The organism is Bacteroides clarus YIT 12056, from assembly GCF_900129655.1.
Lineage (GTDB): Bacteria > Bacteroidota > Bacteroidia > Bacteroidales > Bacteroidaceae > Bacteroides > Bacteroides clarus.
The window spans coordinates 363,788-386,009 of record NZ_FQWK01000005.1 but is presented as its reverse complement, the minus strand read 5'-3'; the positions used below and the strand labels follow the sequence as shown (position 1 = coordinate 386,009).

Here is a 22,222-nt window from a genome sequence, read left to right as displayed (position 1 = left end):
TTTAAATTTAGTACTAACCCCTTAAAACCAAATAGTATGAAACCATAGCAGAAACAGTCTGAAAATTCACTTCCCCCTTTTTTGATAAAAAAAGATCGGAAAGTACCCCCATACTTTCCGATCCGAAACAGTCAAAAATCGACCTTAATCAATTTATTAACTTAACACAGTGACAAAGATATGAGAAAAATTTCTTTGAATGGGCTTTTTTGTCCAAAAAGTTTCGAAATTAAGCAATTATTGCGTACTATGAAGATCACACTATTCCTTCTCCTGTTTGTAACATTCCAAGCATACTGCGGGAATAGTTACTCTCAGAATGCCAAAGTCAGTATCCCCAATTCCCAACTGAGAGTGGGTCAGGTGCTTTCCAAAATCGAATCTCAAACAGAGTATTTGTTTGTGTATAACAAGAAAAGCGTAGATGTACGCCGCACTGTTAACGTGGAAGCTGAAAACAAATCGGTAGCCGAACTGTTGGACGAAGTTTTTGCCGGAACCAACATCAGATATGTAATGGAAGGCAAGAACATCGTTCTGACCAAGAAAGGCGAAAATATTGAAAGCGTTGCCGGTGTACAACAAGAAAGAGTCACCGTAAAAGGTGTTGTCACCGACTCCAAAGGCGAACCTATTATCGGTGCCAACGTATTGGAGAAGGGAACGACCAACGGCATCATTACCAATCTGGACGGTGAATTCACCCTCAACGCACCTGCCAATGCCACTTTGGTCATTTCCTATATCGGCTATGAGCCTATAAACGTTGCGCTTAACGGCCGTACATCGCTGAAAATCCAAATGAAAGAAGAAGCTCTGGCTCTGGAAACCGTTGTCGTAACAGCCATGGGCATCAAGAAAAAAGAAGCCTCTCTTACCTACTCCACCCAACAGGTAGGCGGCGACGAACTGACGCGCGCCAAAGACCCCAATATGATTAACGCCCTTGCCGGCAAAACAGCAGGCGTATCCATCACCCGCAACTCCTCCGGTTTGGGCGGTTCCGCCAAAGTTTCCATCCGCGGTATCCGTTCCGCCAATGCCGACGGCAACAACCAACCGCTATACGTCATCGACGGCGTACCTATGCTGAACAACGTGGCCGAACAGGCATTCTCCGCCATGGGCGGCAACAACGATGCCGGTAACCGCGACTCCGGCGACGGCATCTCCAACTTGAATCCGGACGACATTGAAAGCATGAGTATTCTGAAAGGCGCTTCCGCAGCAGCTCTCTACGGCTCTCAGGCCGCCAACGGCGTAATCCTGATTACCACCAAGAAAGGGAAAGCCGGTATGCAACGCATCGTATTCAACTCCAACCTGACCGTAGACCATGCCATTTGCCTACCCGAATTCCAAGACAGATACGGCGCAAGCGGCGCCACAAGCTGGGGCACGGTTCCGGAAAATGCAAACTCAAAACCCATAAAGGCTTACGACAACGTTGGCGACTATTTCAGTAACGGAGTTACCGCCACCAACTCGCTGTCTGTCATGACAGGTAAGGAAAAAATGCAGACCTACTTCTCTTACGCCAATACCACCGCAAAAGGTATCGTCGACGTAAACAAACTGCAAAAACATAATATCACGTTCCGGGAAACAGCCTCCTTATTCAACGACCGCCTGACATTGGATGCCAACGTCAACCTGATGACCCAGAAAATCAAGAACCGCCCCACTTCCGGCGGATATTACATGAACCCGTTGGTAGGTCTGTACACTTTCCCGCGCGGCGAAGACCTCGGAGTTTATCGCAACGACAACGGTTTTGAAAAGTACGATGAAAACCGGGCCATGCCTTTGCAAAACTGGTACACAGACATCAGCGGCTTCACCCAGAACCCCTACTGGCTGACAAACAGAGTAACCAGCACCGACAAGCGTTTCCGTACATTGGCTTCTTTAAGCGCCAACCTGAAAATAACCGACTGGTTCAGCGTCCAGGCACGCGGTAACGTAGACTATATCAACGACAATTACGACCAGAAGATGTATGCCGGTACGGCAGCCGACGTAGCGCACCAAAACGGCCGTTACATCAAAATGAACCGTCAGGACTTCATGATTTACGGCGACTTCATGGCTATGTTCAACAAAACATGGAACGATTGGGCATTGAACGCGGCCGTAGGCAGCAGCATCAACACTACCAAGGTCAACTCCTTGAGCCTCGACTCCGGTAAATCGGGATTGTACAAAGCCAATGTCTTTACGGTTCCCAACATGAACCTCAGCGGTGCGGGCACTTCATTCATTGACGAGACCGCCGACCAAAGACGTACCATCCAATCCATATTCGCCACCGCGCAAATCGGCTGGAAAGAAAGCGTTTATCTGGATGTTACCGCACGTAACGACTGGTCTTCCACACTTGCCAACACCAAGAGCGAAAACTCCGGTTTCTTCTATCCCTCGGTAGGTCTTTCATGGATTCTCAACAAGACGCTCGACCTGCCGGAATGGATCAGCTTCGGCAAGGTACGCGCTTCATGGGCGCAGGTAGGTAACGACCTTCCCATCGGCATCACCAGCCCCGCACAGACTATCACGGCAGGTGGCGTAGTGAAACCCATCGACTATTACTTTGCAGAAGACCTGAAACCGGAAATCAGCAATTCCATCGAAGTAGGTACCGAATGGAAGTTCTTCAACAGCCGTCTGGATTTCGACTTCACGTTCTACCGTACCGACACCAAGAACCAGTTGATTCGCGTAAACACTACCGCCGAAAAGCGCCCTTACCGTTGGATTAACGCAGGTAAGATACGTAATACGGGCGTTGAAATCACGTTGGGAGCCACTCCGTTGATGAACGATAATTTCCGTTGGAAAACCCAGTTCAACTTCGCTACCAACAAGAACGAGATTGTTTCCTTGGGCGGCACTCCCAACTTCCAATACGCTTCGGGCAATGTAAGCATGCCTTATAAGATGATGGTTGTAGAAGGCGGTTCGCTGGGCGACATCTACGGCAACGTATTCGTACGCGACGCAAACGGCAAAATCCTGCTGGAACCTGCAACGGACAAAGACGGCAACCCCAACGCAAAAGCCGGCTTGCCCCAGGTAACTACCGACAAAGCCGCCAAAATCGGTAACTTCAATCCCGACTGGACACTGGGCTGGAGCAACACCGTAACCTACAAAGGCTTCTCCCTCTACTTCCTGATTGACGCACGCGTAGGCGGTGACGTTATCTCGCTGACACAAGCCGGACTGGACTATGCAGGTGTAAGCAAAGCTACCGGCGATGCCCGCAACGCAGGTTACTATATGCTCGAAGGACAAAAGATTGACAACGTGCAGAAATTCTATCAAATGGTAGGCGACCGCGGTAACGGTACCACGGAATTCTACCGCTACGACGGAACGAACATTCGTTTGCGCGAAATCTCATTAGGCTATTCCTTCCCGCAACAGATACTCGAAAGGACAGGCTTCATCAAGGGTGTAGACCTCTCACTGGTAGCCCGCAACCTGTTCTTCATCTACAAAGACGCCCCGTTCGATCCGGATGCGACAATGTCGGTAGGCAATGATAACCAAGGCTTGGACACCTTCGGCATGCCTTCAACGAGAAACATTGGATTCAACATTAAATTTACCTTCTAAATACCCGAACAATATGAATAAGATAAAATATACAACCGCACTACTCCTCGGCGGACTCCTGAGTTTTTCATCTTGTACCGATAACTTTGCCGATTTCAACAGCACCGAAGGAGCCTATACAGACGAATTGCAGAAATACGATAACCAGACCAACCTCGTACCTTTCTCCACCATTCAGAAAGGCATCATCTATCAAACGGGTGTGGACGGCACCGACTGGCAATACCAAATCGTACAGAACCTGGTGGCCGATATGTTCTGCGGATATTTCCACGACATGACGGGCTCGTTCAACGCCAACAACTCCACCTACAATCTGAACAACGGCTGGACCAGCGCCATGTGGGTGTATACTTACGGATATGTCATGCCTTCCATCGCCGACGCGGAAGCATTGAATACAGAAAAGGAATGGCCTCTTTACCATGCCATTACCAAGATTCTGAAAGTAGCCACCCTTCATCGCGTAAGCGACTATTATGGCCCCATCCTTTACGACGGGTTCGGAACAGCCGACCAGAAGCCGCAGTCGCAGGAAGAAGTCTACAAACGTTTCTTTGAGGATTTGGGCACAGCCGTGAATATACTGAAAGATTACAAAGGCGGCATATCCTTTGAAAGCGCCGACTTCATGATGCCGGAAGGCAAACGCACTCCCGCGCAATGGCTGAAATTCGCCAACTCCCTCCGCTTACGTCTGGCCATGCGCGTGTCTAACGCAGCTCCCGAACTGGCCGAGGAACAAGCCAAGGCAGCTTTGGATGCAGCCAACGGCGGCGTACTGGAAACCGCCAACGAAACGGTAGGCGAATACGGCATCCGTAACCCGCTGGGTGGTGTTGCCGGCTGGAGCGAGGTATACATGAACGCAAACCTGGAGTCTTTCTTAAAAGGTTATAACGACCCTCGTCTCAAATCATACTTCAATCCCGCGCAAGACGGCAGAGACAAAGACGGCAACATTATCAAGGAAGTGGCCGGCGTGAAACAGCTCGGCAGCATCGAAGGCGACTATAAAGGTGTCCGCCAGGGAACAGGCGTAGCCGACAACCGCTACTCCACACACTCTCAAACCACCATTACCACCGGCAGTAAAATCATTGTCATGAGTGCGGCCGAAGTATGGTTCCTGCGTGCAGAAGCAGCTTTAAGAGGCTACACTTCCGAGGACGTGGAGAACTGCTACAAGCAGGGTATCACCGTATCCTTCTCGCAATGGGATGCCAACGGCGTAAGCGACTATCTGGAAAGCGAAGAAACTCCGGCGGCTTATGTAGACGCATTCGATAAGAAATTCGATGCGGACGCACCGACAAGCATTACTCCGAAATGGGATGAAAGCGCCACACCGGAACAAAAACTGGAGAGAATCATCACCCAAAAGTGGCTGGCTCTCTATCCGGAAGGTTGCGAAGCATGGGCGGAACAACGCCGTACCGGCTATCCCCAGCTCATCAAGGTCGCAGTGAACAACAGCGGCAACACCATCAGCACCGACGATATGATTCGCCGCGTATTCTTCAACCAAGACTACAAAACGGACAACAAAGCGTTGTATGACGCTTTAGTAGGCAAGCTGGGCGGTGCAGACAATGGCGGCACACGTCTTTGGTGGGATACCGGACGGAATAACTTTTAAATGATACAAAGATATATTTTTTAATCAGTGGTGTTTTCCGTATTAGTTATTACGGGAAAAAGGTTGTAAGGAGCAGAGTCGGGGGGCTTTGCTCCTTCTTTTTATAGGGTAGGCAGAAAGCGGCGGGCAGAAAGCAGGAAGCTTCTTTGCCCAAGTACGGGGGATGACGCGGATAAGCCCGCGGGTTTCGGGATGTACCCACGGTTGGTATCTCTCATACCAACCAATGGTACGACGTGTACCTAAGGTTGGTACGGCAAGTACCACGGCTTGGTACAAGACGTACCAAGAGATGGTACAAACCTGGTACACGTATCTTATTGATTGTAAGCGCTATGAGAGATTACTTATATTCCTGTACCGGAAGCTCTCCCCTCAATGCTCCAAGCGCGTTCAGCGCCAATGCTTCCATTTCATCCTCACCCGGATAGACGTGCACCGGAGCAAGGAACGAGATGCGCTCTTTCAGACGGGAAATGATATAATCGGAATGTGCCATGCCGCCTGTCAGCAGAATGGCATCTATCCGGCCGTACAGCACAACGGAAGCCGCACCGATGCTTTTGGCTATCTGGTAAATCATGGCATCCAGCACCGATTCGGCATGTTTGTCCCCTTCCTCTATCCGGCGGACAATGGCGGGAACATCGGTCGTGCCCAGATGGGCTGTCAGTCCGGCACGGCCGGAGATGCGCTTTTTGAGTTCGTCTTTTGTGTAGCGGCCGGAACAGCAGAGGTCTATCAACTGCCCGGCAGGGAGCGTACCGGCACGTTCCGGCGAGAACGGGCCTTCACCGTCGAGCGCGTTGTTTACGTCGACAGCCTTGCCATGATGATGAACGCCAACGGATATGCCGCCGCCCAAATGGCAGACAATCAGGTCGAGTTCTTCGTAGCGCGTATCATGCTCGGCGGCATAGCGGCGGGCAATGGCACGCTGGTTCAGCGCATGCCAGATGGTGATGCGGGGCATAAGGGGAGAACCTGTGATGCGGGCTATCTCGTCCAGCTCGTCCACAACGCCGGGGTCGGCAATGAAGGCACGGCAGCCGGGGAGTAGCGCGGCAAGCTCGGAAGCTATGAGGCATCCCAAGTTGCAGGCGTGGGTGCGCATGGCATGAAGAATATCGTCCAGCATGGCATCATTCACCTCGTATACGCCGCCCGGTATGGGTTTCAGCAGTCCGCCGCGCCCCACTATGGCGTCAAACTCAAAAGGGATATTATTGGCTTCCAACTCTTTCAGTACCAAATTCTTGCGGAATTCAAACTGGTCGATGATATGGGAGAACGAGGACAATTCGTCTACCGTATGACGGATGTTACGCACCAGGCGGGGCACGTCGTTCTCGTATACGGCAATCTTTGTCGAAGTGGAGCCGGGGTTGATGACGAGTAGATTCATCGATGCGGGTATTATTTACGATTTACTATTTGACAGTCGCGAGGTATCATTTGCCGTTTCCGAGCCGCAACTGGTCAGGCATGCCATGGCGATACTGTAATATTTGGACAAGCCGGAGTCGCTGCGCGAAGGTAACACAACGGGGCAGACGGGGCCTTGAAGCAATCCCGCCATATCGGCATGGGAGAAGAGGGAGACGGCTTTATAAAAGGCATTGCCCGATTCGATGTTCGGGAAAATCAAGACATCGGCCTCACCGTTGATGGGGGATACGATACCTTTGATGTCGCCGCTCGTCTTTTCGCAGGAAGTCTTTACATCCAGCGGGCCGTCGATAATGACATTTCCGAACTCGCCCGCCTCGGCAAGTTCTACGATATTAACGTAATCCAACGAATGGGGAAACTTGGCGCTCACCTTTTCCGTGCAATGGATAAGCGCGATGCGCGGCTGCCCGATACCGAAATGGCGGCAGGTATGGATGGCATACCAAATCATCTCTATGCGCTGTTGCAGGGTAGGCCGGGGGATGACAGCGGCATCCGAGAAGAACAGCAGTTTATCATAGGTGGGAATCTGCATGACGGCCAGATGCGTCAGTATCCTGCCTTTGGGCAGCAGCCCTTTCTCCTTGTCGAGAATGGCACGGAGCAGATTATCCGTATTGATGATACCTTTCATCAGAATATCCGCACCGCCCTCGCGCACGATGCGGACAGCCTCGCGCGCCGCCTCGTCTTTATCTTCGATATGCAGTGTCTGCACGTATTCGGGATATTTCTTCAAAGTAGGGTATTTCTCCAAGATGGCCGAATCGCCAATCATCAGAAACTCCGCAATGCCTTCATCCAAAGCGCGGGCGATAGCATATTCAGTATTGGGGTCATTGGCACAAACTACGGCAATGCGCTTCCTTTTATTTAGGGTTTTCAGATGAGAAGTCAACTGATCAAAGTTCCGAATCGGTTCCATAACGTTAGTTTTTTAGCAAATATCTAAAAAAATGCCGAGAAAATAAACGTTACACCTTATTTTATTTTCTATGTTTTATATCATTTTGACAGATTCACCACAGAGGGCAGCCTGAAAAAGCATGCCATGTTACAAGCCGAAACAGGCCGTGATTTACCGCAACACCCCTAAAGAAATAAAAAAACTCCGTGAAACGCTGTGCCCTCTGTGGTGAATTATGTACTTTTGTCACAAATACAGAGAGATATACAATATGAACAGCCTTATTTTTCCGCCATACGTGCACGAGGGCGACCGGGTGATTATTCTCTCCCCTTCCAGCAAGATTGACAAGTCCTTCCTGAAAGGAGCCAAAAAGCGGCTGAAGTCGTGGGGACTGGACGTGGTCGTCGCCAAACATGCAGGCAGCGCGCACGGCACTTACGCAGGAAGCATACAGCAACGCTTGAAAGACCTGCAAGAAGCCATGGACGACGAGAAAGCCAAAGTTATCCTTTGCAGTCGCGGCGGATACGGCGCTGTGCATCTGGTGGGACAGCTTGACTTTACCAAGTTCCGCCAACATCCCAAATGGCTTATCGGTTTCAGTGATATCACCGCCCTGCACAATGTGCTCCAGCAAAACGGCTTCGCTTCGCTGCACGCTCCCATGGCGCGGCATCTCACCGTGGAGCCGGAAGACGACTTTTGTACCCAGGCCTTGAAAGACATCCTGTTCGGCAATAAACTGCAAGAAGAAACCTCGTTCGGCTATACCTGCCCGGCACATAAGCTCAATCACAAAGGCGAGGGTACGGGCATCCTCCGGGGCGGCAACATATCCGTGTTCTACGGACTGCGCGGCACGCCCTACGATATTCCGGCAGAAGGTACGGTGCTCTTCATTGAGGACATAGGCGAGCGTCCCCATGCGGTGGAACGCATGATGTACAATCTGAAACTGGGCGGCGTACTCGAAAAGCTGTCCGGGCTCGTCATCGGGCAATTCACCGAATACGAGGAGAACATGTCTTTAGGCAAAGACCTGTACGGCGCGTTGGCCGATTTGGTCAAAGAATACGATTACCCCATATGTTTCGGCTTTCCGGTGGGGCACGTCACGATGAACGTACCGATGATTAACGGTGCGCGGGTCACGCTGGAAGTCGGAAAGAAAGAAGTGAAACTAAGTTTTAATACCCACAAAGAATGAAACGGAATTATACAATCATCCCCCTATCCCTACTGCTGCTCATAGCAATGGTAGCGTGCAGCAATAAAAGCAAAGGTACTACGGACAGTGAGGAAAAACAACCCGGGAGTACGGTCAGCGTGCCCCAATTCGATGCGGACAGCGCTTACCGGTATGTCAAGGCGCAAGTGGACTTCGGGCCTCGCGTACCCAATACCGCGGCGCATAAAGCCTGCGGGGAGTATCTCGCAAAGAAGCTGGAACAATTCGGCGCCACGGTATACAACCAGCAAGCGGATTTAATCGCCTACGACGGCACTCTGCTGAAAGCACGCAATATCATCGGCAGCTACAAGCCCGAAACAAAGAAACGCATCGTGCTTCTCTCTCATTGGGACAGCCGTCCCTGGGCGGATGCCGACCCTGATGAAACGAAACGGCATACACCCATTCTCGGTGCCAACGATGGGGCAAGCGGTGTAGGCGTACTGCTCGAAATTGCCCGCCAACTCCATAAGCAACTGCCGGAACTGGGTATCGACATCGTATTGGTGGACGCCGAAGACTACGGGCCTCACCAATCCTATACGGGTAATCATAAAGAGGAATACTGGGGGCTCGGCTCGCAATACTGGGCGCAGAACCCTCATGTGCAGGGATACAACGCACGTTTCGGCATTCTTCTGGACATGGTGGGCGCCAAAGACGCCACTTTCTTCTACGAAAGATATTCCGAGGAATTTGCCAAAGACATCAACCGAAAAGTATGGAACGCCGCCAACAACTTAGGCTACGGCCGTTATTTCGTAAAAGAAAAAGGGAGTACCGTAACGGACGACCACCTTTTTGTATACCGGAATGCACGGATTCCTACCATCGACATCATTCAATACAGCGAGGAAACCGGATTCTACGAGAACTGGCATACCCTGAAGGATGATATGGATGGCATCGACCGCAACACCCTGAAGGCAGTAGGCCAAACGGTGATGGAAGTTATCTACAAAGAGAAATAAATACTAAAGATAAATTATTATGAGTATCAACGAAGTACAAGATGAAGTAATCGCCGAATTCAACGATTTCGACGATTGGATGGATCGCTACCAACTCCTCATCGACTTAGGAAACGAACAGGAACCGCTGGACGACAAATATAAGACGGAACAAAATCTGATTGAAGGTTGCCAAAGCCGTGTGTGGCTGCAAGCGGACGAGGAAAACGGTAAAATCGTTTTCCAGGCGGAAAGCGACGCTTTAATCGTGAAAGGGATTATTTCACTGCTCATCAAAGTGCTCTCCGGACATACACCGGACGAGATTCTGAATGCCGACCTTTACTTTATAGATAAGATAGGATTGAAGGAGCACCTTTCTCCTACACGCAGCAACGGATTGCTCTCCATGGTGAAGCAGATGCGGATGTATGCGTTGGCATTCAAGGCAAAAGGAACGAATGCCTAAGTAGCGTGTAGTTCCGGACGGAAAAACAAAAGAACGTTTACTGTTTGTTTTTCAGGGAAGGATTACACGGATTTCACGGACTTACTTTATCCTTTTTCCGTGAAATCCGTGTAATCCTTCCCTGAAAGAAATCATCAAGTGCATTTTGACACAACTTCTATATAAATACCGCTTTACTTTTCTTCTCCCTCCACATATTCCAGTATATCTCCCGGCTGGCAATCCAGTACCTTACAGATAGCCTCTAACGTAGAAAAGCGAATAGCCTTCGCCTTACCGGTTTTCAGAATAGAAAGATTTGCCGGCGTAATGTCAATCTTCTCCGCCAACTCCCCCAAAGATATTTTCCTTCGGGCCATCATTATGTCAAGGTTTACTATAATCATTATCTTTTTCTCAATATTCCGTTAAATCGTCAAGTCCTGTTCCTCTTTCATCTTCAACCCGATAGCGAATACCTCGGCCACAATCAGAGTGGAGATTCCCAATACCAGGGTAGTGGTATTCACCATATCCGAAAGGTCCAGTTCATAACCGCGAACGGAGAATACCTTTTCTACGCTTCTGAAAGTAAGATACGCCGGAAGAAGCGCCGTACAAAAACTGATAATCAGTGTCGTCCCCAACAGACGCAGACGGCGGACGTTCTTCCAGTTGAAGATATCGGACTTATTGATGGAAATCACCAAACGGACAAAAAGGACGATGGCCCATATACATATAGCCATGTGAAGCAAATTCAGTAAAGAAAAGGCCGCCTGCTCCATAGTCGCGGACTTCGTATCGACGCTGACCATCATCGAATTGAAAGACACCGGCACATACTCGCCGCTCTTCTCATTATAAACGGAATCCTGGAAAAGGCCGTTATTACCTACTTTGGAAAGGTGCTCCGGCAGCAGACTGATATACTTCATATTTATCAGTTCTTTCCTGTTTTCTGCAGAAACAGCGTTTTCGGTGCCGGCTTCTACCCCGGCTTTTACTCCCACAATGAAATAGTAACCGGTTTCAAGAACCGAATAACCCAGTACGAGCACTACGATTATACAAAGAATGTTCAGTCTTCTTTTCATACTTTAAGCGTATTAGAATCCGGAGAACGATAAGCATTCATCACTTTATAAGAAACGGCAAGTAACGCCACCGCTACCGCCAGACATATCCAATACGTCGGTTCTCCCAACAAATCGGACGTATACTCCACATCCGGATAATGCAAACTGAGGAATACCGACAGGCTGTTGTTCAGGATATGTATCAGAATTCCGGGAACGAGGCTGCCCGTTTTATAATAAAGCCAGGCAAACAAGACACCCGACAATACAGCGCCCACCACCTGTGCCGGATTAATATGGAAAATTCCGAAAATAAGGGCGGAAAGGATAATAGCCTTCACCGGACTGTACTTTTGCAACAACACTTTGGTAATCGCCCCGCGAAACAGCATCTCCTCTAAAACAGGCCCTAACACCGAGATACAGATAATACCCAGCCAGCCCGATTGCAGCACATCGAATGTAGCTCCCATCCAATCAGGCAGGAAAGACAGTTTGGACATCACAAAGTCTATCAGGAAAATAGTGGCAAGACCTATAACGGCGCTCCATCCCAGATAAGCGACCGACACCGGAGACCATATCCTTTTATCTCCCTTCAGATACCCCTTTCTCCACAGATAAGCTCCCATACCTACAAATCCCAGCAACATGCTTGGAGCCAAAGCCGCGGTACTCGTATCATCTATCGTACCGTTGACCGCGTAAGAATAAAGCATTGTGAAAGGCATCACCAACAATGCGGCCAGAATCTGCATCACAAAATAAATCAAAACCAGTTTTATCGCTGTTTTCATCGTTCTCTTCTTTTTTAAAAGCGTGTAAAGATACACATTTTCCCGTGAACTCGTCAAGCAGTGGTAACAACTCCCATTAATAACATCATCACCATAGACAGTGACAGTACCAGCAACGTAATACTCATAAAGGCTCTTTTCATAACCATGGACTTTTTATAATCAGTACTTATTCTTACCTCAAATTCTGTTTTTCAATAATAATTTATCGTTTTTCGATATGCAAATAAAGGAGCTTTTTCTGAAAAGACAAAAAGAAACAGTATCTTTTTATCGAAAAACGATAAAAAAGATATGTTTTTCAATAAATATGCAAGAAAATGCCCAATAACGGCAACGCAGAAAGCGGTGTTATGAAAGGATGGCGGTGATTTCCGCCTCGTCTTTATGGAGTTGCGCTATCAATTCGCCTATGGAATCGAACTTCAGCTCCGGGCGGGTACGGCGGACGAAAGACAGCCGCATAGGTTGATCGTAAATATCAGCGTCAAAATTGAAGATATGCACCTCGATGCTACGGTCTATGCCATTATTCAACGTCGGGCGGTAACCGATACTCAACATTCCCGTATGCTTCTTCTCACCGAGAAAGACATAAACGGCGTATACTCCGTCAGCCGGAACCAGTTTTTCAGAATCGTTGACACATAGATTGGCGGTCGGAAAGCCTATCTTGCGTCCGACGTGATAACCGTTCACAACCGTACCGTTCAAAAAGAAATGATACCCCAGGCAGTTTGCCGCTTCCGAAACGTTTCCTTCCAGCAAAAGACGGCGGACAGCCGAGGAACTGACCGTCATCGCGTCAGTTGAATAGGCCTGCGCCAATATCACTTCCATTCCCAGTTCCCGCCCGTAACGTACATAATCATCAAATCCCTCACTGCGATTATGCCCGAAACGGTGGTCATAACCGATTACCAAAGCCTGTACCTGATAGTCTTGCTTCAAGGCAGCCATAAATTGCTTGGCCGAAAGACGAGCCAAGTCAAGCGTAAAATCAAGCATGACGCAGTAATCCACGCCTGTACCGGCAAGCAGGGCAACTTTCTCATCGCAAGTAGTGAGCAGCTCGGGATGAAAACCGGGTTGCATGACCTTGCGGGGATGTACGGGAAAGGTAATGACCGACGAAGCGAGTCCACGTGCAGCCGCAGCCTTGCACACCTGTTCTATCAGAAACCGATGTCCCCGATGCACTCCGTCAAAAAAGCCGATGGTGGCTACACTGGGCAGGAGTTCTTTGCCGGATATTCTGGAACATAGCTGCATACTCACCTTATACGATTGGTTTATTTAAATAAATGCCCCCAGTCCTCACCGGCTTTCGGGGTGTAGGTGGAAATTCCCAATGACCGGGCAGTCAGACAATTGGCTTCCGAATCATCGATAAAGAAAGTTTCTTTCGGGTCTAAGCCCGCATCATCCAGCACTTTCCGGAAGATTTCCTCGTCGGGCTTTGCCATCTTCATCTCATAAGACAGGAAAATATGCTCGAAATAATCTTCTACGCGGAATGCCTTATAGGGAAAGGCGTGCTCACAAGACCACTCCCAATGGATTTCATTGGTATTGCTCAACAGGTATACCACATAATCCTTACGCAAGGCCAGTAACAAGTCCAGTTTATAGGTCGGTATGCTCACCAGAAAACTATTCCATGCGGCATCAATACGGGCATCGGCAACGTCTCTTCCTATCTTTTCCCGTATCACATTCCGAAAATCGGCACTGGAGATAAGGCCTTTCTCATATTGCTGGAAGAAATCCTGTTGATGATATATGTCGAGGGTATGCTCTACATCCTGCAATCCCAACTCTCTGAAGTTTTCCAAACAGCGTTGGCGGTCTAAATCAATCAGTACGCCGCCAAAGTCCACTATAAGGTTTTTAATTCCTTTTCTTTTCATCCTCTCATTTTTGCATTAGACGTCGGACAAGACGAATCCCTTCGCCCACCCATAATACCAAAGAAGTAGAAGCAATGATTATCACCCATGTCGTGAAATCAAGCGGCTCCGTACGGAATACCGCCCCGCCGAACTGTACGATGACAAACTGACCGCCCAAAATGGCAAGTACCACCAACTCCATACCGTAAGATTTGGACATTCCCTTAAAAGCGGAGTCCGATGTACCGAATACTCTCGCATTGAACAGGTTCCAGAATTGCAGCATGACGAAGAAAGTGAAAAAGACAGTCAAGCGCTGTACAGTCATACCTCCCTCTTCGTTATTAAACCAGAACAACATGCCCATAAGCAATACAAGGAAAGTAGTGCCCATACCGAGAATGTAATTTCTCATGGACCCGGTTATAATGAAATCGGTACTTTTGCGGGGTTTCTCTTTCATCACGCTTTCACTGGGCGGAATAGACGCCAAAGCCAAAGCGGCAAAGGTATCCATAATCAGGTTCACCCACAACATCTGCGTTACGGTCAACGGCAATTCGGTACCCACCAACGAGCCAAGCAATACGATGAACAATGCCACGAAGTTAATCGTCAGTTGGAATACGATGAAACGCTGTATATTCTTATATAATGAACGTCCCCACATTACGGCCGTACCGATACTGTTGAAAGAGTCGTCCAACAATGTGATATCGCTTGCCTCTTTGGCGACAGACGTTCCCGTTCCCATAGACAATCCCACCTGCGCATGGTTCAAGGCCGGAGCGTCATTGGTTCCGTCACCCGTCACGGCTACCACCGCACCTTTCTGTTGCAATAGCTGAACGAGACGTTGCTTATCGGTAGGACGGGCGCGCGACATAATCTTCAAATCCAACACCCGGTCGAGCGCTTCCTCGTCCGTCAGGTCTGCAAAGGCAGCACCCGTAATACGGTTACGCTCCGTATCTTCCGGTTGCCATAAACCGATTTGCCGTGCGATTTCGGTTGCCGTACCCGGCGTATCTCCCGTTACTATCTTGACGCCGATACCTGCCGACTGGCATTTTGCGACTGCCGCAGGCACATCCGGGCGTATAGGGTCGCTGATAGCTACAACTCCGAGGAAAGACAAATCATTCTCTGCGACCAATGCCACACAGTCGGCCGGTTCCGTATCGTCTACTATCTTATAGGCAAAACCGAGCGTACGCATCGCCATGTTCTGGTAGTTCAGCAACTGAGCCTCTACCGTAGAACGATATTCTACCGCATCCACCCGCTTACCGTCCAAAAGAACGTCCTTACATTTTCCCAATACGATTTCGGGAGCGCCCTTTACATAAAGTACTTTCTTCCCAATCAGAGGAGAGTGTACCAGTGTTGCCATAAACTTCCGTTCGGTAGAGAAAGTCAACTGGTCAAGTACCTTGACAGCCTCTCTCAACTCCAGATAATTACGTTTTTGGCTGTCGAGCCACAGAAGTAAAGCCACCTCGGTAGGATTCCCTACCCCCTTGGGCTTCTCTCCCGGAGCTATCTCTTCCAAAAAAGCAGTGGAATTGGCGCTGATACCCTCTATTACCAGTTTGCTTAAATCATCTTCTCCTATTTCCCGCCCGTTCTTCAATCCGTAGAAATTCGGTTCGTACACCTGCATCAGGTTTTGTGTCAGCGTCCCCGTCTTGTCCGTACAGATAACGGTTATCGCTCCCATCGTTTCACAAGCGTGCATCTTCCGCACCAGGTTATTGGTGGAAAGCATACGGCGCATATTCAGCGCCAGACTGAGCGTCACACTCATGGGCAGACCTTCGGGAACGGCAACAACAATCAACGTTACCGCCATCATAAAGTACTGCAAAGTAGCCTTCAGTGCGGGCAGCCATTGCTCAAAGGTATGGAATGAGGCAAAATCATACACCAGAACCACATCCTTTATAAAGAAGATGGCGAATGCAAGACCGGCTACCGAGAAACCGATTTTTCCTATGAGGTTGGCAAGTTTTGTAAGTTGGATATTCAACGGGGTAGGCTCGGTACTTTGTTCCGTACTCTGGCGAGCCACTTTTCCAATCTCCGTAGCATCGCCTACGGACTCCACGCGCATAACTCCATGCCCGTCGACTACCGTTGTACCGCGCAGCACACGATTGGAAGCATAAGTGGCTTCTTCATCGAAATCGGCTTCCACGGTAGTTTTGGTTATCACAGGCTCACCTGTAAGATTGGATTCGTTTACTTGCAGGGAAATGGCTTCCAGCAATTCACCGTCAGCAGGGATTTCCTCTCCGGTTTCCAGAATAATAACATCGCCGACCACCACATCCTTACGGGGAATTTCCTGTACGCGCCCGTTACGGATAACCTTTACCAGTGTTTCCTCGTTCACCGCATTCAGCAAATCGAACTTTTTATTGGCATCGTATTCAAAAAAGAAACCGATACCCGTAGCCAGCAAGATAGCAGCTATAATACCGATTGTTTCGGCATACTCGTTCTCTACTACGGAGATAATCAAAGAGAAGAAAGCGGCCACCAACAGTACTCTTACTACCGGGTCTTCAAACTTTTCCAGATAGAGTTTCCACAAAGACGGACGCTTCGGGGGTGTCAACAGGTTTACACCATGCTCGGTACGGCTCTTCCGTACTTCATCGTCGGTAAGTCCGACGTGATAAAAATCATCCTTTGTTGCAGTCATGCAAATCGTTAGGTTTAAATTGAATTGCAAAAATACAACAATAATTTGTATAGAGAATGTTATTAAATCTTTTTATAGGTTTTACAAATCCGGTGCTCCTTTTTTAATTATTCCGGCTTCCGCTCCCACCGGTCATCTCCATAAAGATGCGTTTTGGAGGTTGGGATAACAAATGCACTTTTTTTACCTGAACGGTAAACAAAAAGGAGACTTCAATTGTTATTAAAGAAGAATTTTAAATAAAAGAAAGTTATGGAAAAGTACATCTGCACTATTTGCGAATACGTTTATGACCCGGAACTGGGAGATCCTGAAAACGGAATAGAACCGGGAACATCCTTTGAAGACCTTCCCGATGATTGGGTTTGCCCCTTGTGTGGAGTAGGCAAAGATGAATTTGAGAAAGCGTCCTAAGACGCTTTCTTTTCTTTTATATCACTGCTGGCTTCCACCACGTTGACAACGTAATCGCCCAGCTTTTCACATTCCGCAATGATATCCATATAATAGACACCCATCTGATAATCATATTCCTTGTTGTTGACGTCAAGGATATTCTGATTCTTCAACTGGTTGCGGTAATTGTTGATTTCATTTTCAAGGTTAAACGACTTGTTCACATCGATACCTTGATGTTCCGTACGTTCTACCACCACAATCATTTGTCCGAGAGCATCATCGGTCAGCTTCATCATAAAATGGATATGCTCGTATTGCTTCTCCGTAAATTCCAGATTCGCCTGACGCTTGCGATTGATAGTACGCGCCAAGTTGTAACAACTGTCACCGATACTCTCTATCTCCGTCACCTCGCGCAGCATAGCCCGGATTTGCAACTTACTCTCAGAACTTAAACGGCCTTCCGACACCTGGTTCAGATAGTTGGCAATCTCCAGTTCCATACTGTCGCTGATATTCTCGTACTTCTCTATCCGGCTGAACAGTTTATTGAAATCATCATCTTTATCGGTATGCAGCAAGTCGCGTACCATGCCGAACATACGATGCGTACGTTCCGCAAACAGATGAATCTCCTTGCTCGCCTGCAAAATGGAAAGCTCGGCCGTAGAAAGCATACCACCCGTGATAAAGCGCAAGCGATATTCCTCGTCCTGCTCCTTCTGCGGGATAATGGCACAAACCGTACGCTCTATAAACTTCACGAACCATATCAATATCAACACATTGCAGATATTAAAACAAGTATGGAAAGCCGACAGCTTGAATGAAACGGCAACGGCGGGATCGTTAGTACCCATTACATTTTCCACAAACCAAGATACTCCTTGCGTAAAAGGCACAAACAAGCACAATACCCATATAACACCGAAGACATTGAACGCCAGATGCGCCAACGCAGCCCTCCTTGCCTGCGTATTGGCGGTAAGCGCCGCAAGATTGGCCGTTATGGTCGTACCGATATTCTCACCGAGCACAAGCGCCGCTCCCAATTCAAAACTAATCCAGCCATTGGCACACATAATAAGAGTTATCGCCATTGTCGCCGCGGAAGCCTGCACAATCATGGTCAATACCGTTCCTATCAAGACAAATAACAGAATGGACAGGTATCCCATGTCCGTATAGTCCTGCACAAAAGCCAGCATATCCGGGTTATGGCTCAAGTCGGGGGCATTGGATTGCAGCAAAGAAAGCCCCATGAAAAGGAAAGAGAAGCCAAAGATAAACTCACCTATGGACTTGCGGGCGCTTTTTTGAGAAAACATAAGAGGAATGCCAAAGGCTAAAAGAGGAAGGGCAAAAGCAGCGATGTCGACCTTAAATCCCAATGCGGAGATAATCCAAGCCGTAACGGTAGTACCGATATTGGCACCCATGATAACACCGATAGATTGTGACAAGGTCAGCAGCCCGGCATTGACAAAACTCACTACCATGACGGTAGTTGCCGAGGAAGACTGGATGAGCGCCGTGATAAGCACACCTGTCAGAACGCCGGTCACCCGGTTGGTCGTCATAGCGGTTAAAATCTTCCGCAAGCGGTCGCCGGCGAATTTTTGAAGTCCCTCACTCATAATTTTCATTCCGTAGAGGAACAATGCCAATGAGCCAAGCAGCTTTAAAAAATCATAAAAAGAATATTCCATCTTTAATTAGTTAAAGTGTTTCGTTGTGCCATTTGTTATTATGTCTTATATTTAACGTATTAATCACCCCAAAAAAAGACATCATGAAACACATGTTACAAATTTGTTGCAAAAATAATAATATTTCTAAAGAATTCCCTATAGGAAGCTCACTTTTGGATATTTATTACGGTTTTAATCTTAATTTTCCTTATCCGGTAGTCAGCGCCAAAGTAAATAACCGTTCCGAAGGACTGAATTTCCGGGTATATAATAATAAAGACGTGGAATTTCTGGATGTACGGGATTCTTCCGGCATGCGTACGTATGTCCGCTCACTCTGCTTTATCCTATATAAGGCTGTCAGTGAATTATTTCCGGAAGGAAAGCTGTTTGTGGAACATCCCGTATCCAAAGGCTATTTCTGCAATCTCCGCATCGGACGGCCTATCGAGCTGGAAGACGTGTCGGCCATAAAGAAACGGATGCAGGAAATCATAGCCGAAGACATCCCTTTCCGCCGTACCGAATGCCATACCACCGAAGCCGTGCGGGTATTCAGCGAACGGGGAATGAACGACAAAGTAAAGCTGCTGGAAACATCCGGTTCCCTATATACCTATTATTATACGCTGGGAGATACGGTGGATTACTATTACGGTAACCTGTTACCCGGCACAGGCTTTATCAAACTGTTCGACATCGTAAAATATTACGACGGCCTCCTGCTGCGCATCCCGAACAAGGAAAACCCGACCGTATTGGAAGAAGTGGTAAAACAGGAAAAGATGCTCGATGTATTCAAAGAACACCTGCGTTGGAACTATATCATGGGATTAAGCAACGTAGGCGACTTCAACCTTGCCTGCGAAGAAGGGCATGCCACCGATTTGATTAATGTGGCCGAAGCCCTGCAAGAAAAGAAGATAGCCCAGATTGCCGATGAAATCTACCACCGGGGAGAAAACGGCAACCGCGTAAAGCTCGTACTGATCTCCGGTCCTTCCTCGTCCGGGAAAACGACCTTTAGCAAACGGCTCTCGGTACAGTTGATGACCAACGGCCTGCGCCCCTATCCCATCTCATTGGATAATTACTTCGTAGACCGCGAAGACACCCCACGCGATGAAAACGGCGATTACGATTACGAATCCCTTTACGCCCTCGACCTCGAGCTGTTCAACAACCAGTTGCAAGCCTTACTGCGGGGAGAAGAGGTGGAGCTTCCCCGGTTCAACTTTACGCTGGGCAAAAAAGAATATAAAGGAGACAAACTGCGTATCGACGAGCACACCATTCTTATATTGGAAGGAATTCATGCCCTGAATCCGGAGCTTACCCCGCAAATTCCCGCTGAAAGTAAATACAAGATTTACGTATCCGCACTGACAACCATCTCGCTGGACGACCACAACTGGATTCCCACAACGGACAACCGCTTGTTGCGCCGCATCATCCGCGACTTCAACTATCGGGGATATTCGGCTCAGGAAACCATCTCACGCTGGCCCAGCGTGCGTGCAGGCGAAGACAAATGGATATTCCCTTATCAAGAGAATGCCGATGTCATGTTCAACTCCGCCTTGTTATTCGAGTTTGCCGTACTGCGTTGCCATGCAGAGCCCATACTTACCGGCGTGCCGCGCAATTGTCCCGAATACGCCGAAGCCTACCGGCTCATGAAGTTCATCAAGTACTTCACACCGGTACAGGACAAGGAAATTCCACCGACATCCCTGCTCAGGGAGTTCTTGGGCGGCAGCAGTTTCAAGTACTAAGCCGGCTGCGAAAACAACCTTTTTAAATTTCCGCATACAATATAGCAAAGAAAGTTCTAACTTTGTATGCAAATAAAACAAACTCACCTATAATGAAAAGAATCATTACAATACTTTTGGCGGCATTTTTCTGCCTGTGTACCCAAGCCTATGCGCAAAGCCGCGCCGATGAACTGATGAAACAAGCGCAAGAAAGCCTTGCCAAAAAAGAATATATCAAAGCCCGCTATCTCTTTCTTCAAGCCTACAATTCCTTTGCCTCGCAGGAAGAATATACGCAAGCGGTAGAATGCGGTGTCAATGCCAGCGCCCTCTATCATCGGGAAAACTATTATAAAGAAGCGTTCGAGCTTCTGCGCGGCGCCGAACAGCTGGTGGGAACCGGTGAACAAAAGCTTAAAAAGAAGCTCCCCGACCTGCGTTTCCGTATCAACAAAGAACGGTTACAGATGTACATCAACACTAAAAACCCCGCCCGCGCCAAAGAACAGTTGAACAAGCTGGAAGAGACCGCCAAAGCAGCCGGGAATGATTCTTTAAGCAATGATTTCCTGTACACCCAAGCCGATTATTACTATACTTTCGGCATGAACTCACAGGGAGATACGGCCTTCAAGAAGCTGATAGAGCAATACAAGCGGCAAAAGAATTACGCCAAAGTAGACGAATGTTACAAGACCCTCATAAGCATTGCCCGCAAAGCGAACAATGCGGGGCTGGTAGCGCGTACCTACGACAAATATATCATCTGGACAGATTCCGTTAAGGCGCTTACCGCACAAGACGAGCTGAATATAGTGAAAAAGAAATATGATGAAAGTCTGGCCACCATTCAGGAGAAAGACGATTCCCTTTCCGCCAAGCAATATATCATCATCGGCCTCTGCATCCTGGCAGCCGTTTTAGCTGCGGCATTAGCGATAGGAGCCGTCATATTATTACGCTTCATCATGCTGACACGCAAACAAAAGAAAGCTATCAGCATCGCCAACGAGCACAATGAGCTAAAGACCGAATTCATTCAGAATATCTCCTCCCAAATGGAGCCTACTTTGGATACCCTCGACCCGAAGCTGCCCGGTGTACAAGCGTTGCGTGCTTTCTCCGGTCACATTCAAGAGCTGTCCGAACTGGAGAACAGCCTGTCGGAGCCTTACGAAGTACAGGAGAAAAATATCTCGACTTTCTGCGAAAGCGTCATGGACAAAGTAAGGGGCAAGGTACAAGAAGACGTCACCCTCACCGTCAACGCTCCCAAACTGAATGTGAAGATTAACCCGGAACACTTGGAACGCATCTTGCTACATTTATTGGAGAACGCCGCCGAATATACTCCCGCAGGCGGAAAAATATGGTTGGATTTCAAGAAACGCGGCGCCCATACGCATCAGTTCATTATCAGCGATACGGGTTGCGGCATCCCCGAAGAGCAACGGGAAGACATATTCAAACCCTTTACCGAAGTAAAAGACCTGACAAAGGGCGATGGCTTGGGATTGCCCATCTGTTCATTGATTGCCGCCAAAATGAATGGCAGCCTGACACTGGACGGCAGCTACACAAAAGGGGCACGGTTTGTATTGGAACTACACGCTTAGGCAGTTGAAAGTTGGGAGTTGAAAGTTGGCTGCGCT

18 protein-coding genes are annotated in these 22,222 nt (G+C 48.5%); 8 read left to right on the top strand and 10 right to left on the bottom strand.

Features of this window, described 5'->3' with window-relative positions; all coding sequences use genetic code 11:
* The first annotated feature begins 180 nt into the window (after window positions 1-180).
* Together BUB52_RS11030 and BUB52_RS11025 are read left to right on the top strand one after the other, a co-directional pair.
* Complete coding sequence (locus BUB52_RS11030) at window positions 181-3,618, top strand: TonB-dependent receptor (protein ID WP_009122213.1); 3,438 nt, start codon at window positions 181-183, stop codon at window positions 3,616-3,618.
* A gap of 13 nt (window positions 3,619-3,631) precedes the next feature.
* Complete coding sequence (locus tag BUB52_RS11025; RefSeq protein WP_009122212.1) at window positions 3,632-5,257, top strand: SusD/RagB family nutrient-binding outer membrane lipoprotein; 1,626 nt, start codon at window positions 3,632-3,634, stop codon at window positions 5,255-5,257.
* 42 nt (window positions 5,258-5,299) lie between these two features.
* Here BUB52_RS11025 and BUB52_RS15615 read toward each other — a convergent pair whose 3' ends face one another.
* The 3 genes from BUB52_RS15615 to BUB52_RS11015 are packed head-to-tail and all read right to left on the bottom strand — an operon-like array spanning window position 5,300 to window position 7,634.
* Window positions 5,300-5,569, bottom strand: coding sequence for a hypothetical protein (locus tag BUB52_RS15615; RefSeq protein ID WP_139259709.1), 270 nt, complete (start codon window positions 5,567-5,569; stop codon window positions 5,300-5,302).
* Window positions 5,570-5,600: 31 nt separating this feature from the next.
* A complete protein-coding gene (buk, locus tag BUB52_RS11020; RefSeq protein WP_009122210.1) occupies window positions 5,601-6,662 on the bottom strand; it encodes a butyrate kinase in 1,062 nt (353 codons plus the stop codon).
* Between the two features lie 15 nt (window positions 6,663-6,677).
* Window positions 6,678-7,634, bottom strand: coding sequence for a phosphate acyltransferase (locus tag BUB52_RS11015; RefSeq protein ID WP_009122209.1), 957 nt, complete (start codon window positions 7,632-7,634; stop codon window positions 6,678-6,680).
* A 253-nt stretch (window positions 7,635-7,887) separates the two neighbouring features.
* Here BUB52_RS11015 and BUB52_RS11010 point away from each other — a divergent pair, with 253 nt between their 5' ends.
* The 3 genes from BUB52_RS11010 to BUB52_RS11000 are packed head-to-tail and all read left to right on the top strand — an operon-like array spanning window position 7,888 to window position 10,269.
* Entirely contained in the window at window positions 7,888-8,826 is a 939-nt protein-coding gene (locus BUB52_RS11010; RefSeq protein ID WP_009122207.1) for a S66 peptidase family protein, read from the top strand.
* Complete coding sequence (locus tag BUB52_RS11005) at window positions 8,823-9,821, top strand: M20 family metallopeptidase (RefSeq protein WP_009122206.1); 999 nt, start codon at window positions 8,823-8,825, stop codon at window positions 9,819-9,821. The genes BUB52_RS11010 and BUB52_RS11005 overlap by 4 nt, the downstream gene beginning before the upstream one ends.
* Window positions 9,822-9,840: 19 nt before the next feature.
* Window positions 9,841-10,269, top strand: coding sequence for a SufE family protein (locus tag BUB52_RS11000; protein WP_009122205.1), 429 nt, complete (start codon window positions 9,841-9,843; stop codon window positions 10,267-10,269).
* 173 nt (window positions 10,270-10,442) lie between these two features.
* On the opposite strand, the gene BUB52_RS10995 is transcribed toward BUB52_RS11000, so the two are convergent.
* The 6 genes from BUB52_RS10995 to BUB52_RS10970 form a co-directional block, all read right to left on the bottom strand.
* Window positions 10,443-10,655, bottom strand: a complete 213-nt coding sequence (locus BUB52_RS10995) for a helix-turn-helix domain-containing protein (protein WP_009122204.1) — start codon at window positions 10,653-10,655, stop codon at window positions 10,443-10,445.
* 21 nt (window positions 10,656-10,676) lie between these two features.
* On the bottom strand, window positions 10,677-11,345 hold the full coding sequence (locus BUB52_RS10990) for a DUF2975 domain-containing protein (protein ID WP_009122203.1): 669 nt from the start codon (window positions 11,343-11,345) through the stop codon (window positions 10,677-10,679).
* Window positions 11,342-12,124, bottom strand: coding sequence for a CPBP family intramembrane glutamic endopeptidase (locus BUB52_RS10985; RefSeq protein ID WP_009122202.1), 783 nt, complete (start codon window positions 12,122-12,124; stop codon window positions 11,342-11,344). Before BUB52_RS10985 ends, BUB52_RS10990 begins: the two co-directional genes overlap by 4 nt.
* Window positions 12,125-12,475: 351 nt before the next feature.
* Window positions 12,476-13,396 carry a bifunctional riboflavin kinase/FAD synthetase gene (locus tag BUB52_RS10980; RefSeq protein WP_009122201.1) on the bottom strand — a complete coding sequence of 307 codons (921 nt, stop codon included), beginning with the start codon at window positions 13,394-13,396 and terminating at the stop codon, window positions 12,476-12,478.
* Between the two features lie 20 nt (window positions 13,397-13,416).
* Complete coding sequence (locus BUB52_RS10975; protein ID WP_009122200.1) at window positions 13,417-14,034, bottom strand: HAD family hydrolase; 618 nt, start codon at window positions 14,032-14,034, stop codon at window positions 13,417-13,419.
* 4 nt (window positions 14,035-14,038) lie between these two features.
* Window positions 14,039-16,723 (bottom strand): calcium-translocating P-type ATPase, PMCA-type, encoded by a 2,685-nt coding sequence (locus BUB52_RS10970; RefSeq protein ID WP_009122199.1) that lies wholly within the window; start codon window positions 16,721-16,723, stop codon window positions 14,039-14,041.
* A gap of 252 nt (window positions 16,724-16,975) precedes the next feature.
* Here BUB52_RS10970 and rd point away from each other — a divergent pair, with 252 nt between their 5' ends.
* Window positions 16,976-17,137: a rubredoxin gene (gene rd, locus BUB52_RS10965; protein ID WP_009122198.1), complete on the top strand. Its 162-nt coding sequence runs from the start codon at window positions 16,976-16,978 to the stop codon at window positions 17,135-17,137.
* Here rd and BUB52_RS10960 read toward each other — a convergent pair.
* Window positions 17,134-18,831, bottom strand: coding sequence for a Na/Pi cotransporter family protein (locus BUB52_RS10960; RefSeq protein WP_009122197.1), 1,698 nt, complete (start codon window positions 18,829-18,831; stop codon window positions 17,134-17,136). The two genes, rd and BUB52_RS10960, sit on opposite strands and share 4 nt — an antisense overlap.
* An 83-nt stretch (window positions 18,832-18,914) precedes the next feature.
* Here BUB52_RS10960 and BUB52_RS10955 point away from each other — a divergent pair, with 83 nt between their 5' ends.
* Both BUB52_RS10955 and BUB52_RS10950 read left to right on the top strand, forming a co-directional pair.
* Complete coding sequence (locus BUB52_RS10955; RefSeq protein WP_009122196.1) at window positions 18,915-20,588, top strand: nucleoside kinase; 1,674 nt, start codon at window positions 18,915-18,917, stop codon at window positions 20,586-20,588.
* Window positions 20,589-20,680: 92 nt separating this feature from the next.
* Window positions 20,681-22,186, top strand: coding sequence for a sensor histidine kinase (locus BUB52_RS10950; RefSeq protein WP_009122195.1), 1,506 nt, complete (start codon window positions 20,681-20,683; stop codon window positions 22,184-22,186).
* The last annotated feature ends 36 nt before the right edge of the window (window positions 22,187-22,222 follow it).